Here is a 15,174-nt window from a genome sequence, read left to right on the forward strand (position 1 = left end):
AAATACATTTAATTCCTTAGCTTTGTTAAGCAAATGCTTAAATACGAAGTTATGAATACATGTATCCGTGTCTTTGCCGATAGCGACCAGATCAATAGGTGCAGGGAAGACTTGAAAAGCAAAGAGGAAGGCTTTTTAGAACTGGCGGATGTACTGAATCTAGCCGGTAATGCTGTTCGCCTCAAAATCCTGTACCTCTTGAAACAGGAAAATGAACTTTGTCCGTGCGACTTATCAGACATCTTGGGCATGACCGTGCCGGCCGTCTCCCAACATCTGAAAAAGCTGAAGGATGCTGGGATCGTGACGACCAAAAAATCCGGACAAACCATATTCTATTCAGTAGAAGCGCAAAGTCAGCGAATCATTTCATCAGTGCTCGATTTGTTTAATCTCCCAAATTCAATTCCAGCCCTATGATACCCCATGTTCTCACCCAAAGCATAAAAGTTTCCTTAAAAACAGCAACTGGTCAACTGGGATACATCCTTAGCAAATTAGATGATGCGGACCAGGTTGAAAATATCCTTTTGCAGCTAAAAGCTGTGCAATCCATGCTTGCTAAGACTACTTACGAGTTATTGGATGATGCCTACAGGAAAGCACTAGCAGAAAGGATCTCGTCAGCTTACCAGAGCTGCCCTGGTAACTGTGGTAATGAAGAAACAATAGAAAAGCTGAGAAAACTATTTCCAGAGCTTAGACTCGAAGAAGTGCCTGAAAAACTACGAGAAGCCCGCATGGTGGAAGAAGAATTGAAGAAATTTTTATCCGAACGTTTGGACACCCCCTCCCCCCGTGACTGACCTTTGGAGAGATGTTTCATTAAAATAGATTGATATGAAAAGTAAACTCATGATTTTCGCCACAGCGGGTATTCTCGCAATTGGTGGCCTTGCTTACGGGATCAACTCATCTCCAAAAGCTTGTCCTTTGGAAGGTACTCCAGATTGTCCAAAAGTTACCTGCCCTTTGGCAGGCACTCCTGAATGTCCTTATGACATGAAAGTGGCGGAAGTACCCGCCTGCTGTAAGAAAAAGTAACTGGGAGGGCGCAGAGCCCTTCTTTTTTTGAAAATTAAGTATATGAAAAATTCCCTTTTAACCAGCGGCCTTTTAGCCGCTTTAGTAAGCTCCCTTTGCTGCATCAGCCCGGTGCTTGCATTAGTGGCCGGTGCAAGCGGGATTGCGTCCACTTTCTCATGGCTCGATCCGGCAAGGCCTTTTTTTGTCGGCATCACAGTGGTTGTATTAGGCTTTGCCTGGTATCAGAAACTCAAACCAAAGGCCAAAAAGGAAAAAGAATGTGCCTGTGAGGAGGACCTTCAGCCCTCCTTTTGGCAAACAAAAAAGTTCCTTTCAATAATCACGGTCTTTGCTGCCCTGATGTTGGCGTTCCCGCTTTATGCTCACATTTTCTACCCTAAATCTGAAAAGCAAGTGATCATCGTTGATAAGTCAGACATTCAGACCGTAAATTTTCAAATCAAAGGCATGACTTGTCAGGGGTGCGCAGCGCATGTAGTGCATGAAGTAAATAAGCTCAGCGGCATCCTGAATGTAACCGCCTCCTACGACCAGGGCAATGCCATCGTAGAATTTGATAAATCCAAAACGGACGTCCTTGAAATTGAACAAGCCATCAACTCAACCGGATATTCAGTGACCAATAAAACAGAGAAATAAATGGAAATCATCTTAGAATCTACCATCACTTGCCCCAACTGCGGACATCAGAAAGAAGAAACTATGCCGACTGACGCCTGTCAGTATTTCTATGAATGTGAAAACTGCCACCAGGTGCTAAAACCAAAGGAAGGGGATTGTTGCGTGTATTGCTCCTATGGCTCAGCACCTTGTCCACCAGTACAATTGGATTCTGATCAAGCATGTTGCTAGCGTAGACAATGCTTTATGTGACATACATCATGTTTTGACATGTGCAATGTCATAGCCCTCTCAATAACCGTTGCGTACTTTTGAGTCATATTGAAGTGGATACTAAATAGATTCCCTTTCAATGAATGGCATTTTACATTAAAAGGCTCATGAAGCGCAACTTATATATCGTCCTGCTCATTGTAATGCTTCTCCCTGGCAAAGGGATGGCAGTGTTTCAACACTTTTGCGGGGGCGAACTGATCAGATTCGAGATTTTTCTAAAACACCACGAACCATGCTGTGACGATCACAGCAACCCTTGTGATGGTTGTGAGGATCAGGAAACCATCTTCTCTCTCGATGATTTCAGGACACCTCATTCTGACATTCCGGTCATTGCTTCTTCACCAGCGGCATTGGCTCAGCCATCGTTCCATTTGCCTTCTACACAATTTTTCGAGTCAAGAAACTACACAACTCCTAAAAAGGCTCCCCCCGGCTGGTCAGGGCGGTATCGCTCTATCCTGTTCCAGTCATTTCTTCTTTAGCTGACATCTGATTATCAGTTAGTTGCCCGGTACAAAACCTTCGGGCAATGTCGGAAATGGTTCTGTGAAAAACGGATATACAGACTATAATTTCCTGAACGAACGCTATTCAAAATGTGAGATAGCTTGAATTTATCACAATTAAATAGTTGATATTCAATAATGTAGATGATTTTAAATTTTAAACTTCAAAATGGAACACCAAGAAAATTACGTAAAAGATCAGGCTTGTTGAGCCAATAAATTTGCAGGCGTTTGGCGCTATTTGGATTCGTTCGGTTGGCGGTCTACAACCAAACGCAGGATGCGAAAGGAACAGACTAAATGTCAATTTGACTGATGTGTCAATGTTAGAAAGTATTCATTTAAATAAATAACCATGTTACCAAAAACCATGAAAGCGGCTGTGGTCACAGAGTTTGGCCAACCGCTTAAAATTGAAGAGATACCTGTAAAGGCCCCAAATGAAAACCAAATCCTGGTGCAGGTAATGGCATCAGGAGTATGCCATACGGATTTGCATGCAGCTGATGGCGACTGGCCTGTCAAGCCCAGGTTGCCGCTCATTCCTGGCCATGAAGGCATTGGCTATGTGGCGGCTGTGGGCTCCAATGTAAAAAACACCAAAGAAGGTGATATAGTGGGTGTTCCCTGGCTCTACAGTGCCTGCGGTCATTGCGAGCATTGCATTACAGGTTGGGAAACACTGTGCGAGTCGCAGGTAAACGGAGGCTACAGCGTAGATGGCGGCTATGCGGAATACGTATTGGCAGATCCCAATTATGTAGGGCGGTTCAGCGGAGCCATAGACTTTGTGCAAATGGCCCCTATTTTATGTGCGGGTGTAACGGTGTATAAAGGCCTAAAAGAAACCGAAGTGCGACCAGGACAGTGGGTGGCCATTTCAGGCATAGGTGGCCTGGGTCATGTGGCAGTGCAATACGCAAAAGCCATGGGTTTGCATGTGCTTGCAGTGGATGTGTCAGATGACAAATTGAACCTGGCCAAAAAGCTTGGAGCTGATAGAGTGGTCAACGGTAAAAATCCCGATGAAGTGATGAATGCCCGGAAAGAAACGGGTGGTGTTCATGGCGTGTTGGTCACGGCTGTGTCACCGGTGGCTTTCCGGCAGGCACTGGACCTGCTACGCAGAAAAGGAACGCTGGTAATGAATGGACTTCCTCCAGGTAGCTTTGACCTGCCCATTTTTGAAACCGTATTGAATCGCTATACGGTGCGTGGCTCCATTGTTGGCAGCAGGAAAGACCTGCAGGAAGCTATCGACTTTGCAATGGAAGGAAAGGTAACCACCACGGTAAAATCCGCTCCGCTGGAGGATATCAACCTAATCTTTGATCAAATGAAAAAGGGACAGATAGAAGGCCGTATGGTGCTGGATATTGGTCATTAACCCACCTAACAATGAAACGATTCATAAAAATAAAAACTTATATCCTGCTTTTAGCAGGAGTGGCGCTTTCCCTACCGGCAACTGCACAACAGCACTATGAGCTGATGGGCAGTCAATCTTTAAAGGTAACAGGAACCTCCACTCTACATGATTGGGAGATGGTTTCTGAAAAATCGGAGGGTTCGGCAAGTATTACGCTGAGCGGTGAGCGGATCAAGGAAATAGCGTCCTTGTCGGTAAGCATACCGGTAAATACGTTGAAAAGCGGCAAAAGTGGGATGGACGAAAATGCCTATAAGGCGCTGAAAGCGAAGCAACATCCCAACATCCACTTTGAACTGACCAGGGCACAGGTGGATGACCTCACCATCTTTGCCGGTGGCAGGCTCACCATTGCCGGTACTACCAGGCCAGTTGAGTTCAAGGTAGACTATCGGGTTTCTGGAAAAAACATTCGCTTCAAAGGAAGCCTGCCCGTGACTTTCAGTCAGTTCAATATGGATCCGCCAACAGCAGTATTTGGTACCATAAAGACAGGAAATGACCTGAAGATTTCTTTCGAAACCTTTTTTAAACAATCAAACAATTAAAAATTCAAACAAAATGAAAACGAGAAATACCTAAAAAACTCAGAAGAGTGGCAGTCTGGGACGAGAAAAACCAACAGACCATAGAAATCATCACCAACAACTTCACCTGGGCAGCACAGACAATCGGAGACCTTTATAAATCAAGGTGGGAAATTGAAGTTTTTTTCAGGGATATTAAGCAGCTACTCCACATTAAGACATTCATTGGAACTTCAAAAAACGCAGTAATGATACAGATATGGACTGCCTTGATTACAATTTTACTGTTAAAAGCAATGAAAGCATCCGCAAAATACGGATGGCATCTGTCAAATCTAGTAGCATTTATCAGATTGAATATTTTCGTCAAAATTGAATTGCAAAATTGGCTGGACAGACCTTTTGAAGATCATGACAAACCCCCAAAATATAACCCACAGGGGGTTCTTTTTCCAGATTATAAATAAATCACTTCACAATTACCTCTAAGCTAATATTCTTAGAGAAGAAAAAATTATTTAGGACAGCATTGTCCTTAAATAAATAAAAATAATTGAAGGCAGTCTGTAAAAAATTAAAATTCTTGCTTGATTTTTGTGATTGCAACAAAAAAGCTTAATCCCCCTATAACCTATGAAAAAGGTAATTTTGACAGCAGGATTGATAATCGCCTTCATCCATGCTTCATTTTCACAAATTGAAGCCGATTCTTTGAAAATCAAACGGCTTGAAAAAGAAATTGAAACGCTTAAAAACTACAATGAAAATCTATCAGGCAGCTTGGAAATCACCAACATGGCTTTGAATGACCTGATCCGTGACAAAAATATTTCAGATGAGACAAGATGGACCAACCTAAAATCAAGCATTCTTCATTCGACCCAAATCTATAAAAAACTTAGTGATGACATCATCAATCTAAAGTCCAGGATGACGGATCAGGATTATCAGGGTTTCATCAATTCGTTGGGATCCATTGAAGGAGGGCCATTGGGTTTTTCATTTGAGGAAGTAATCATGGAATCCGTAAAAAGAATTGGAATATTTGAGAGCAAGTCCAAGATGGACCGCTTTCTGGAAATCACCAATTCCGTTATTGCCAGTCCGATCGCTGCCGGAATCCCATTTGTTTCTCAAGCTGTATCCGCTTCCAATTCCCTTTTGAATGTTGCATACAGTTCCCTGATGACCGAAAAGAAACCGGATTTCCAGAAATTGAACCGATTTGAAACAGAACTGAACAAGTACCTCACCTATTTCGCTGCCTTAGACAAAGCCAATGCAGCCAATCAGTCCTCCTATAACGATAGGATTTTACTTCTTGAAAACCTTCAGCTGGAATTGATGTCAAGGCTTAAAAAAGAAGCTCCAAAGTTAGGTTACCAAGTCCCTGATAGATTCAATAACGAAACCATCGATGCTTATTTTAACCGTGTTCTAAACGGTTTTTCCTATGATTATGTGCAACTTTATCTGACTAGGATTGAGAATAGGTATAAAAACAATAGGGGTGAAATCAATTACTCAAATTTGCTCCAACGCGAAACTGAGTTAAAAAACTTCAGCACCCACATGGGTACCTTGGCTGACTTGTCAAAGAGGTTTATCATGTACTATGACAATTTCTTCGAAATTGCAGATAGCTACCATACCAGGGTACTTGAAGCTCTTGATCTGGCAAATAACAATGGCATCATCAAAGGAAGAAAGGCAGGTGGTACTGAAGAGACCCCCAAACAGGTTTATGAACGCATCAGCAAAAACCTGAAAGACAAAAAATCTACCCGGGACAACGGCATCAAAGACAGTATCAATATCAGCGACCTGAGGCAAAAGATAGAAAAGATCGAGGAGTTCAGGTCATTCTAATTGGTGAAAAAAAGGTGAAGTTGGATTTCGAAAGACGGAATTCGGAAAAGTTTTTTTTAAAAAAAATGAATTGAAGTGTTTATTTGAATCATTAAGGATTTAAGGCAGAAAGGCCTTCATTAAGTTCTTATTCAGGCAATGCTCTAAAATATTCATTTACCATGGGGATAGTATTTTTTGAAAGATTGTCTGAATAAAAATTCATCAATTAACCTTGTGGGATTTTCAAAAGCCGCATATAAGTCAATAATTGGGCTTCGTGAACAGCCAAGAGACAATCAACTGTCTTAAGCTCAACGATGATTGATTCATTGACTATTATGTCTGCCCTCAATTCAACTTCAAGCTTAAGATTTTTATAGAACAATGGTGCTTTCACTTGTTGCATAACCTCAAAGCCCTTTGATCTCAATTCATGGGTTAGGCATTTTTGGTAAACACTTTCCAAAAGACCCGGACCGACTTCTTTATGGACATTAATTGCGCAGCCTAGCACATCATAAGACAGTTGAGTAATCTCCTTTTTATTCATATCTAAAGCAACTTCAAAATAAAGTTATCCTAATTTCACACATCTTAAAAACCCTAATTGGATATAATCGGATAAGTTTCCAAGGCAAGATTTTCTCTGGTAAGTGATGTCTATTAAAAATCCAATTTACCGTTAGGTACGACTTTTCTGCATATTAATTATTTAAAAAAACCTTAATGAAATTCTTTAAAGCCTTAACTCCTAATTAGTGAAAATCCCACTTAATACCCATACTTCCCCTTCCACCTATCCTTCAAAAACCTCCTCAATTCATTTTCCCGGGCATTGTTCCCGGGCTCATAAAGTTTGGTGTTTTTGATTTCCTCTGGCAAAAATTCCTGCGCCACAAAATTCTGTTCATAATCATGGGCATATTTGTATTCCTTTCCGTAATTCAGGTCCTTCATCAGTTTCGTGGGGGCATTGCGCAGGTGTAGGGGAACAGGAAGATCTCCCGTTTCCTTGACCAAAGCCTGGGCCCGATTGATGGCCATGTAAGCCGCATTACTCTTGGCAGAAGAAGCCAAATAAGTTACACACTGGGAAAGGATAATTCTCGATTCGGGATAGCCGATCATTTTCACCGCTTCAAAGCAGTTGGTCGCCAACAAAAGGGCATTTGGGTTGGCATTGCCTATATCTTCGGAAGCCAATATAACCAATCTCCTGGCGATGAATTTGACATCCTCCCCTCCTTCTATCATCCTTGCTAACCAATATACCGCAGCATTGGGGTCAGAGCCCCGGATAGACTTGATAAAGGCAGAGATGATGTCGTAATGCTGCTCTCCGGATTTATCGTAAAGAGCAATTTTCTGCAGAGCGATCTGTACCACCTTTTCATTGGTGATCACACATGGATCCTCGTTGATTCCATTGATGACTATTTCAAACAAATTGAGCAGCTTCCTTCCATCCCCTCCTGACATCCGAAGCAGAGCTTCTGTTTCCTGGAGTTCGATACGCTTTTTCTTCAACTCCACATCCTTTTCCATCGCCTGCTGCAACATGGACTCAAGTTCATGCTTACTCAAGGAATTCAGGGTATAGACCTGACACCTGGAAAGCAGGGCGGCATTGACTTCAAAGGATGGGTTTTCGGTGGTGGCTCCGATCAGGCGGATGACACCTTTTTCTACAGCCCCCAAGAGCGCGTCCTGCTGGGATTTGTTGAAGCGGTGGATTTCATCGATGAAGAGTACGGCTCCCCTTTGGTACTTGGCTTTATCGATGACTTCCCTGATATCCTTGACTCCTGAACTTATGGCACTCAGGGTGTAGAAAGGAACTTTGATCTCATTGGCAATGATGTTGGCGATGGTAGTTTTACCCACCCCGGGAGGTCCCCAAAAGATCAGGGAAGGCACATTCCCTGACTTGATGGCTTTGTACAAAAATGCCGTTGGGGCCGTCAGGTGTTCCTGTCCTATCAGCTCTTCCAATCGGGAAGGCCGCATACGTTCTGCCAAAGGGGTGCTGTCGATCATTTGTCCTGGAAATTTTGAAGATGCAAATTAGTAATAAGACGGTAATTGGAAAGACTATCCATAAAATTAGAAAACAGCAAGCTACTAATTTGTACAGCTTTTTGTACAATAAGTCAAATTGCTTAAATTTGTAAAAAAGAACAATCATGGAAATCACAACTTACTCAAATTTCAGGCAACATCTCAAAAGCTTTTTGGATAAAGTATTCCATGACAGGTCTCCACTTTTTGTTACAAGGGCCAATGGCGAAGACGTAGTGGTAATGTCCAAGACGGACTATGAGAGCATGCAGGAAACATTTTATTTGTTAAAGAGCCCTAAAAACGCTGAGCGACTTTTGAGAGGAATAGAAGAATTTGAAAAAGGCTTGGGAGAAGAAAAAAATCTTTTTGAATAATAAGTATCTCTTTCACCATGAAAATCATTTTTTTAAGCACCGGATGGGAAGATTATCTTTTTTGGCAACAGCATGACAGAAAAACCCTCAAAAAAATCAATGAGTTGATCAAAGAATCCATAAGAACACCATTTGAGGGGACAGGAAAACCAGAACCCCACAAACATAACCTTTCAGGTTGGTGGTCACGAAGGATCAATCTAGAACACAGGTTGGTTTATAGAGTCGAGCATGACTCAATTTATATCCTTCAATGCCGGTATCACTATTAGGAAGTATGATTTGAAATCTGCATAAACAAAATATAAACACTATGTGAAAGCCTTATGCTACAAGGTTGATTAGATATTCATGGATATTGATTTTGAGACTAATATCCAATATCATGAAATAAATATCAACCAATATCAACTATACATTTTTCGAGGCCTATCCCGAATCGCTAAAGCTCTCGGGATCTGCGCTACGCTCCGATTTCTACTATATCTCCTTTATCCTCTCCCCGAATAACTCTAGCATTTCATCATTGAAATCCAGATGCGTCACAAAACGGACCTGGTCTTTGCCGAACTTCACGGCTTTGATGCCTTTGTCGGCCAGTTTGGAAAGAAAATCTTCCGGACTGATGCCCTGCAATCTCGCAATCACGATATTGGTCATCACTGGAAAAACCTCTGATACGAGGTGATGCTTTTCCAACATTTGACCAATGACCTTCGACCTGGCATGGTCTTCAGTCAGACGATCCACATGATGGTCAAGGGCATAGATAGCAGCTGCAGCTAAGTAACCAGCCTGTCTCATTCCTCCTCCAAAGGACTTCCTGATTTTTCTTGCCCTCTTGATATCGGCTTTTGTCCCTAACAGCACTGATCCAATCGGACAGCCTAAACCTTTGCTCAGACAGATGGAAATGGTGTCAAACTGGACACCCCAGTCTTTGGGGCTTTCACCGGTCACCACCAAGGAGTTGAACAGCCTGGCGCCATCCAAGTGGAGTTTGATCCCATGTTGATCACAAAGGGTTTTGATCGGCTTCACTTCCTCCAAGGTATAAATACTTCCCCCTCCCTTATTCATCGTATTTTCCAGAGATACAAGTGATGTCTCACAGGCATGCACATCATCGGGACTGATATTGTCAGCCACATCCTGGGCAGTAATCTTTCCATACACCCCCTCCAAAAGTTTAACAGATGCATGGGCATTGGCCATGATACCTCCAGCCTCATAGAGGTAAATATGGGAATACTTGTGGCAGATAACTTCCTTTTGCGGGCCGGTATGCAACTTGACCGCTATCTGATTGGTCATGGTGCCAGAGGGGCAGAAAAGCCCGGCCTCCATCCCGAACATTTCCGCCAACTTTTGTTCTAAAGCATTGACGGTTGGGTCTTCTCCAAAGACATCATCGCCCACTTGGGCAGACCACATGGCCTCCAACATGCCCTTGGTAGGCTTGGTCACGGTATCTGAACGTAGATCGATTATCATATTTTTTAAGAGATTAGATGCGAGAAGCGAGATGCTAGACTTTTCCGCAAATGGTAAATATAAAGACTAAAAATCTTAGACATAAGACATAAGATGCAAGATTTGAGATCTGGAGCTTCCCGTCGACCGCCATTCGAAACCACACTTAAACCTGATCTCTCGCTTTCCATCTTCCTTTATCCTTAATTATTTCCGAAATCACACTTTCGAAATCCGGCTTTTCCACGCGCTGCAACCTGGCCCCTCGCTAAAAAGCTTTACTAAAGCTTTTATTTACGCTCGGTCCTCTTTTACCTTGGCTCTTAATGAATCCCTCAACTCCTTAATTGTTCAAAATCTTATGTCATAAGTCTTGTGTCTAGCATCTAAGTTCTTGCTTCTTACCTAAAATACTTCAACTTAGAACTATTCCCGGGAATCAAGTCCGCAATGGCCTCTGCAGCCTCGATTGGCCTGTCAGTTGCCAGGATATCAGCGCCCTTCTCAACAAACTCCGCATAGATTTGGTCCCCACGGGCAATGGCACTGCGGTCCAGGTTGCCCAAAACCCCAAGAATAGTGAAAACACCTTTCTCATGGAGCAATTCATTGAATTCCTTCGGACGCTCGGAAGTGCCGGTAAAGGCAATCCAACGGTCCACTGGGATACCCGACTCCTCAAACCGCTGAAGTTCTTCCTCATTTCTGATAGTCACGGACAACATCAGTTCCGGGTGCAATCTGTGCATTTTCTTTGCTGCCTCTACACTGTAGGTTATCACCGCAGCGTAGGGTTCGGCATTATACTTCTTGATAACATCCACGACCATTTCAAAAGGAACTTCTCTTTTGATATCCACAGTGAATAAGGTTTTTCCTTTTCCCCATGCCAATGCTTCCTCAAAAGTAGGTATGCGGAAATTTGTCTGATGGCCTTCTTTATCCACCAGGAATAATTCCCTGATTTCTTCAAAAGTATGATCAATTACCTTCCCTTTACCTGTTGTGGTTCGGTCCAAGGTATTGTCATGCATCAAAACCAAAACCGAATCTTTGGTCAGCGCTACATCAAATTCGATGATGGAAGGCGTATGTTTTAAAGTGTTTTCAAAAGCCTCTATGGAGTTTTCGGGATAACCCGGATAAGGTCCTCCCCTGTGGGCAGAAACCATCGGAATCCTATCGGAAGTCCAAGCGTAGAAGTCCCTGGCCTCTTCTACCCTGGAAAGCACTATCTTATGCAGATCATTTGAAGCAACAGCTGTTTTTTGACTGTCTGAGGCCTCTTTTTTACAGGAAAAAAGAAGCAACAAGATCAATAGTCCATAAATCTTAGTCTTCATTTTTATCTTTTTTAAACCAAAATCTGGAAGAGCGTTTTTGAAACAATTCTTCCATGTCCTGAATTTCCAAATTTAAGGCTTTGGTTGATATCAATATTTCAATCAATGAAATCCCCAAAGAAACCAATAAGGCCAGCATGCTCCCAATAAAAACATAATTGGCTGCCTCCTGGGCTTCAATGAAAATCAGGTACATACAAACCACACAAAGCAAAAAGCTCAATACCCCACAGAGCTGCATGTACTTGATCAAGCTCAATCGTCTTTTCAGGTTGTGAATTTGCTCAATGATGATGTTTTCTTCAGGGTTTTCCAGGTATTTTTTATGAAGCCCCCGTATCAGATTGGCAATGGCCAAAAACCGGTTAGTAAAAGCCAGCATCATCAAGGTAATGGCCGAAAAAAGCAATGCAGGTGTGGAGAGTTGGAGTTCCATAAATAAGGTCAATGTAAAGCTATGAAATATATACAACTAGCACTAATCTCTACAATTCTGAATTGAATCTAGAAAATTTTTACTAATTAAGAATGGTGAAGAATCACTTTCGAATGATTAGTTTGAGCATGAATTGCCTATTCAGCAGCAACAATTATACAACTTGAAATGTGTAAGACTAAACCTAAGATTGATTTCCGTATTATCAACTTTGTAATGATGTGGGTTGTTATACTTTTGGGAGCCTGCAATCATAAATCAGGTCATACTGCCATCAGCCATACTAAAGAAGGACTCAAAACGATCACTGATATGCGGAATGTTTCGGTGGATGTTCCCATTTCACCTGAACGGATCATTACCGTAAGTGATGGGATGCTAGAATCCGTATTGTGGGCCTTTGGAAAGTTAGATAAAGTAATTGCCCTAGGTTCAAGATGCGTGCAGCATAATTTTTCCTACGATATTCCCGGTAAGAACAAAACTTACAGGTACACAGATGGAATGAATCCTATCCGCGTGCTTTATCCGGAAACTGCACAATTGCCTTTAATAGCCAGTTCTGGATTACCACTGCAGTTAGAGCAGATGGTAGCCTTACAACCAGACCTTGTAGTTCTCAGAGAAGGAAGTTGCACCCTCAACAATTTGGATGACCCTAAAAGCCAACAGGCCTTATCCATGTTGAAGTCAATGGGTATTCCAGTAGTGGTTTTAAAGGGCACCACCTCCTACGACCCGCCAAATTTGGATATGTTGAACCAGGAAATCCTGCTACTAGGGATGTTGTTTGATAAAACAGAAGAAGCGCAGCAATTGGTGACTTATTTAAATGAAACCATTCAATTTATCAAAAACCGAACCTTTGACCTCCAAGAACATGAAAAGCCTAAAGTCCTTATGCTGGGACTATCTCCAGTAGCAAGGGAAGGTGGGAGTGCAGGTGTCACTAGAGGAACTGATACTATTGAAGGATATTTTATAGAAACAGTTATAAATGCCAATAATGCCATTCAGGGTAGAGGTGGAAGGTCATCCTCATTGATGCTTAGCGAAGAGCAGATCTTGGCTCTTGACCCTGATGTTATAATTTTACATACGGCTTCAGGTTATCATCCACCTGAGGAAATCTATGAAGCACCCTACTATTCCCGATTACAAAACCTTCGGGCCGTTAAAGAAAAAAAAGTCATCGCATTACCTTGGACACCTTGCAATTGCTCCAAAAGACTGGAATACCCCATAGAGGTAATGATGATTGCCAAAAGTGCTTATCCGGAAGCTTTTACAGACATTCAAATTCATGAATGGGTTTTAGACTTTTATCAAAAAACTTACCATATAGATCGGGAAATGGCTATCAAGCTAAGAAGCGCTCAATGGTTAGATTGGACAATTGATTATTTTTAAAACCATGCATAAGGTATTTGTTTCCAAAAAACATTACACTAGAAAGAAGCCACTTCTTCTAATTCTGGGGATTTTCGTGATCTTGACAGCCTTGATTTCTCTGAGTATTGGCCCATATGACTTATCAATAAAGGAGGTATTAAATGGGATCTTTCAGACCAAAAGTCTTCCGCTTCCTGCCACGGAAAGAGGGGTTTTGGCAAGGTTAATCATCTGGGAAATTCGAATGCCAAGAATCATATTGGCAGTTTTGGTTGGCAGTGCCTTATCCATTTCCGGAAACATCTTCCAATCTTGTTTTAGGAATCCTTTGGTGGAGCCTTATATCCTTGGAGTGTCCAGTGGTGCGGCTTTCGGGGCTTCGATGGCCATCGTTTTTCCTGCCATGTTTTTTTCTATTCCATTATCCGCCTTTCTTTTTGCCGGATTGACAGTCTTACTGACCTTGTCCCTGGGAGTTGTCAGGGGACAGATTCAAACATTATCCTTAATCTTAGCAGGGGTGGTCATAGGTTCTTTCTTTTCATCCCTAGTTTCTATTTTAAAATATTTATCCAACGATGCCGCTCTAAGAGAAATAGTATTTTGGCTTTTAGGAGGATTCTACCACAGCGGTTGGAATGAAATCTATCTTTTAGCTCCAATAATCATTCCTGTATCCGGACTCGTTTGGTTGTTAGGATGGAAGTTGAATGTGATTTCGATTGGAGATGAAGAAGCCAAGAGCTTAGGTGTGGACCCGAAAAAAAATAAGATTATCCTGATCCTGTGTGCTACAGTTTTAACATCCCTTTCGGTGGCCTACGTAGGCATTATAGCCTGGGTAGGATTGATGGTTCCCCATGCAGCAAGAATGATCATTGGGCCTGATAACCGTTATGTAATTCCATTATCCGCTTTAATTGGAACCTTATTCTTACTTTTTTGTGATACCCTTGCCAGAAATATGGCCACTGGAGAAATCCCGATTGGTATTCTTACTTCAATCTTAGGTGCTCCTTATCTGATTTATTTACTAAGAACGAAAACCGTATAACATGTTGCTGCAAGTAGATCAATTAAGTTTTCAGTATGATACCAAACCTGTTTTTCAGGATGTCAGTTTTGCTTTGAAAGCCGGGGAGCTATGTGCTATTTTGGGTATTAATGGAAGTGGAAAGTCCACACTCTTTAAGTGTATTATGGGCTTTATACATGCAAAAAGGGGGAGCATTTCTTTTGATGGAATCAATGCCAAACGACATAAAATCATCGAAATCGCCAAAAAAGTAGCTTATGTCCCTCAAGATCATCCCATTACTTTCCCTTACTTGGTCAGAGAAATGGTTCTCATGGGAAGAACTTCACGCATCGCTAATTTTTTTAAAATATCAGATGAGCAATACTTCAAAGTAGAAGAGGCATTACAAGCACTTTCTTTAGTGGATTTAGCGGATAAACCCTTTAATCAGCTAAGTGGTGGACAGCGGCAAATGGTTTTAATCGCACGGGCACTGGCCCAGGAGACCAAATTGATGTTATTGGATGAACCCACTTCCTCGTTGGATTTTAAAAATCAATTGCTGATTTGGCGTACATTGTTACAATTGAAGAAGGAGGGAAAATCAGTCCTGGTCTGCACCCATGATCCCAATCATGTACTTTGGTTTTGTGACCGCGTACTCATTTTGGACAATAAGAAGTTGATTGCTGACGGTCCACCAAAAGAAGTGATGACAGAGCAGTTACTACAGCAGGTTTATGGTACCATGTGTACCTTGGAAGCTGTTGCAAACAAAAAGATGGTCCTTCCTCGAATGAGTTAGTTGGGTTGATTT

19 protein-coding genes are annotated in these 15,174 nt (G+C 42.0%); 14 read left to right on the forward strand and 5 right to left on the reverse strand.

Going from position 1 to position 15,174, the window contains the following annotated elements; all coding sequences use genetic code 11:
• The first annotated feature begins 51 nt into the window (after positions 1-51).
• From FL972_RS14320 to FL972_RS14360, 9 genes are all read left to right on the forward strand, one after another.
• A complete protein-coding gene (locus FL972_RS14320) occupies positions 52-420 on the forward strand; it encodes an ArsR/SmtB family transcription factor (protein ID WP_222116042.1) in 369 nt (122 codons plus the stop codon).
• Positions 417-806, forward strand: a complete 390-nt coding sequence (locus tag FL972_RS14325; RefSeq protein ID WP_144606304.1) for a metal-sensing transcriptional repressor — start codon at positions 417-419, stop codon at positions 804-806. The genes FL972_RS14320 and FL972_RS14325 overlap by 4 nt, the downstream gene beginning before the upstream one ends.
• A gap of 34 nt (positions 807-840) precedes the next feature.
• Positions 841-1,044 (forward strand): hypothetical protein, encoded by a 204-nt coding sequence (locus FL972_RS14330; protein WP_144606306.1) that lies wholly within the window; start codon positions 841-843, stop codon positions 1,042-1,044.
• A 42-nt stretch (positions 1,045-1,086) separates the two neighbouring features.
• Positions 1,087-1,686 carry a mercuric transport protein MerTP gene (gene merTP, locus FL972_RS14335; RefSeq protein ID WP_144606308.1) on the forward strand — a complete coding sequence of 200 codons (600 nt, stop codon included), beginning with the start codon at positions 1,087-1,089 and terminating at the stop codon, positions 1,684-1,686.
• On the forward strand, positions 1,687-1,899 hold the full coding sequence (locus tag FL972_RS14340) for a GDCCVxC domain-containing (seleno)protein (protein WP_073094976.1): 213 nt from the start codon (positions 1,687-1,689) through the stop codon (positions 1,897-1,899).
• A gap of 909 nt (positions 1,900-2,808) precedes the next feature.
• Entirely contained in the window at positions 2,809-3,840 is a 1,032-nt protein-coding gene (gene adhP / locus FL972_RS14345) for an alcohol dehydrogenase AdhP (RefSeq protein ID WP_144606310.1), read from the forward strand.
• 11 nt (positions 3,841-3,851) lie between these two features.
• Positions 3,852-4,430 carry a YceI family protein gene (locus FL972_RS14350; protein WP_144606312.1) on the forward strand — a complete coding sequence of 193 codons (579 nt, stop codon included), beginning with the start codon at positions 3,852-3,854 and terminating at the stop codon, positions 4,428-4,430.
• A 47-nt stretch (positions 4,431-4,477) separates the two neighbouring features.
• A complete protein-coding gene (locus FL972_RS14355) occupies positions 4,478-4,876 on the forward strand; it encodes a transposase (RefSeq protein WP_242617423.1) in 399 nt (132 codons plus the stop codon).
• A gap of 166 nt (positions 4,877-5,042) precedes the next feature.
• Positions 5,043-6,278 carry a hypothetical protein gene (locus FL972_RS14360; protein WP_106567546.1) on the forward strand — a complete coding sequence of 412 codons (1,236 nt, stop codon included), beginning with the start codon at positions 5,043-5,045 and terminating at the stop codon, positions 6,276-6,278.
• A gap of 208 nt (positions 6,279-6,486) precedes the next feature.
• Here the strand turns inward: FL972_RS14360 and FL972_RS14365 are convergent, their stop codons facing one another.
• Both FL972_RS14365 and FL972_RS14370 read right to left on the reverse strand, forming a co-directional pair.
• Positions 6,487-6,810, reverse strand: coding sequence for a GxxExxY protein (locus tag FL972_RS14365; RefSeq protein ID WP_250161360.1), 324 nt, complete (start codon positions 6,808-6,810; stop codon positions 6,487-6,489).
• Positions 6,811-7,031: 221 nt separating this feature from the next.
• On the reverse strand, positions 7,032-8,297 hold the full coding sequence (locus tag FL972_RS14370; RefSeq protein ID WP_144606314.1) for a replication-associated recombination protein A: 1,266 nt from the start codon (positions 8,295-8,297) through the stop codon (positions 7,032-7,034).
• Positions 8,298-8,443: 146 nt separating this feature from the next.
• On the opposite strand from FL972_RS14370, the gene FL972_RS14375 reads away from it, so the two are divergent.
• A complete protein-coding gene (locus FL972_RS14375) occupies positions 8,444-8,695 on the forward strand; it encodes a type II toxin-antitoxin system Phd/YefM family antitoxin (protein ID WP_144606316.1) in 252 nt (83 codons plus the stop codon).
• Between the two features lie 17 nt (positions 8,696-8,712).
• The gene (locus tag FL972_RS14380) at positions 8,713-8,967 is read left to right on the forward strand and encodes a Txe/YoeB family addiction module toxin (protein ID WP_106567542.1); all 255 of its coding nucleotides are present in this window, start codon (positions 8,713-8,715) and stop codon (positions 8,965-8,967) included.
• Between the two features lie 208 nt (positions 8,968-9,175).
• Here FL972_RS14380 and FL972_RS14385 read toward each other — a convergent pair whose 3' ends face one another.
• From FL972_RS14385 to FL972_RS14395, 3 genes are all read right to left on the reverse strand, one after another.
• Complete coding sequence (locus FL972_RS14385; RefSeq protein WP_144606318.1) at positions 9,176-10,189, reverse strand: threonine aldolase family protein; 1,014 nt, start codon at positions 10,187-10,189, stop codon at positions 9,176-9,178.
• Positions 10,190-10,569: 380 nt separating this feature from the next.
• Positions 10,570-11,511 carry a glycerophosphodiester phosphodiesterase family protein gene (locus FL972_RS14390; RefSeq protein ID WP_144606320.1) on the reverse strand — a complete coding sequence of 314 codons (942 nt, stop codon included), beginning with the start codon at positions 11,509-11,511 and terminating at the stop codon, positions 10,570-10,572.
• Positions 11,501-11,947, reverse strand: a complete 447-nt coding sequence (locus FL972_RS14395; RefSeq protein WP_144606322.1) for a DUF2721 domain-containing protein — start codon at positions 11,945-11,947, stop codon at positions 11,501-11,503. Before FL972_RS14395 ends, FL972_RS14390 begins: the two co-directional genes overlap by 11 nt.
• 168 nt (positions 11,948-12,115) lie before the next feature.
• Between FL972_RS14395 and FL972_RS14400 the strand changes: the two genes are divergently transcribed.
• From FL972_RS14400 to FL972_RS14410, 3 genes are read left to right on the forward strand one after another with little or no spacing between them, the layout of a single operon-like run.
• A complete protein-coding gene (locus tag FL972_RS14400; protein WP_144606324.1) occupies positions 12,116-13,357 on the forward strand; it encodes an ABC transporter substrate-binding protein in 1,242 nt (413 codons plus the stop codon).
• 4 nt (positions 13,358-13,361) lie between these two features.
• On the forward strand, positions 13,362-14,393 hold the full coding sequence (locus tag FL972_RS14405) for a FecCD family ABC transporter permease (RefSeq protein WP_144606326.1): 1,032 nt from the start codon (positions 13,362-13,364) through the stop codon (positions 14,391-14,393).
• 1 nt (position 14,394) lies between these two features.
• Positions 14,395-15,162 carry an ABC transporter ATP-binding protein gene (locus FL972_RS14410; RefSeq protein ID WP_144606328.1) on the forward strand — a complete coding sequence of 256 codons (768 nt, stop codon included), beginning with the start codon at positions 14,395-14,397 and terminating at the stop codon, positions 15,160-15,162.
• Positions 15,163-15,174 lie beyond the last annotated feature (12 nt).

It is taken from the genome of Algoriphagus algorifonticola (assembly GCF_007655305.1).
GTDB classification, from domain to species: domain Bacteria; phylum Bacteroidota; class Bacteroidia; order Cytophagales; family Cyclobacteriaceae; genus Algoriphagus; species Algoriphagus algorifonticola.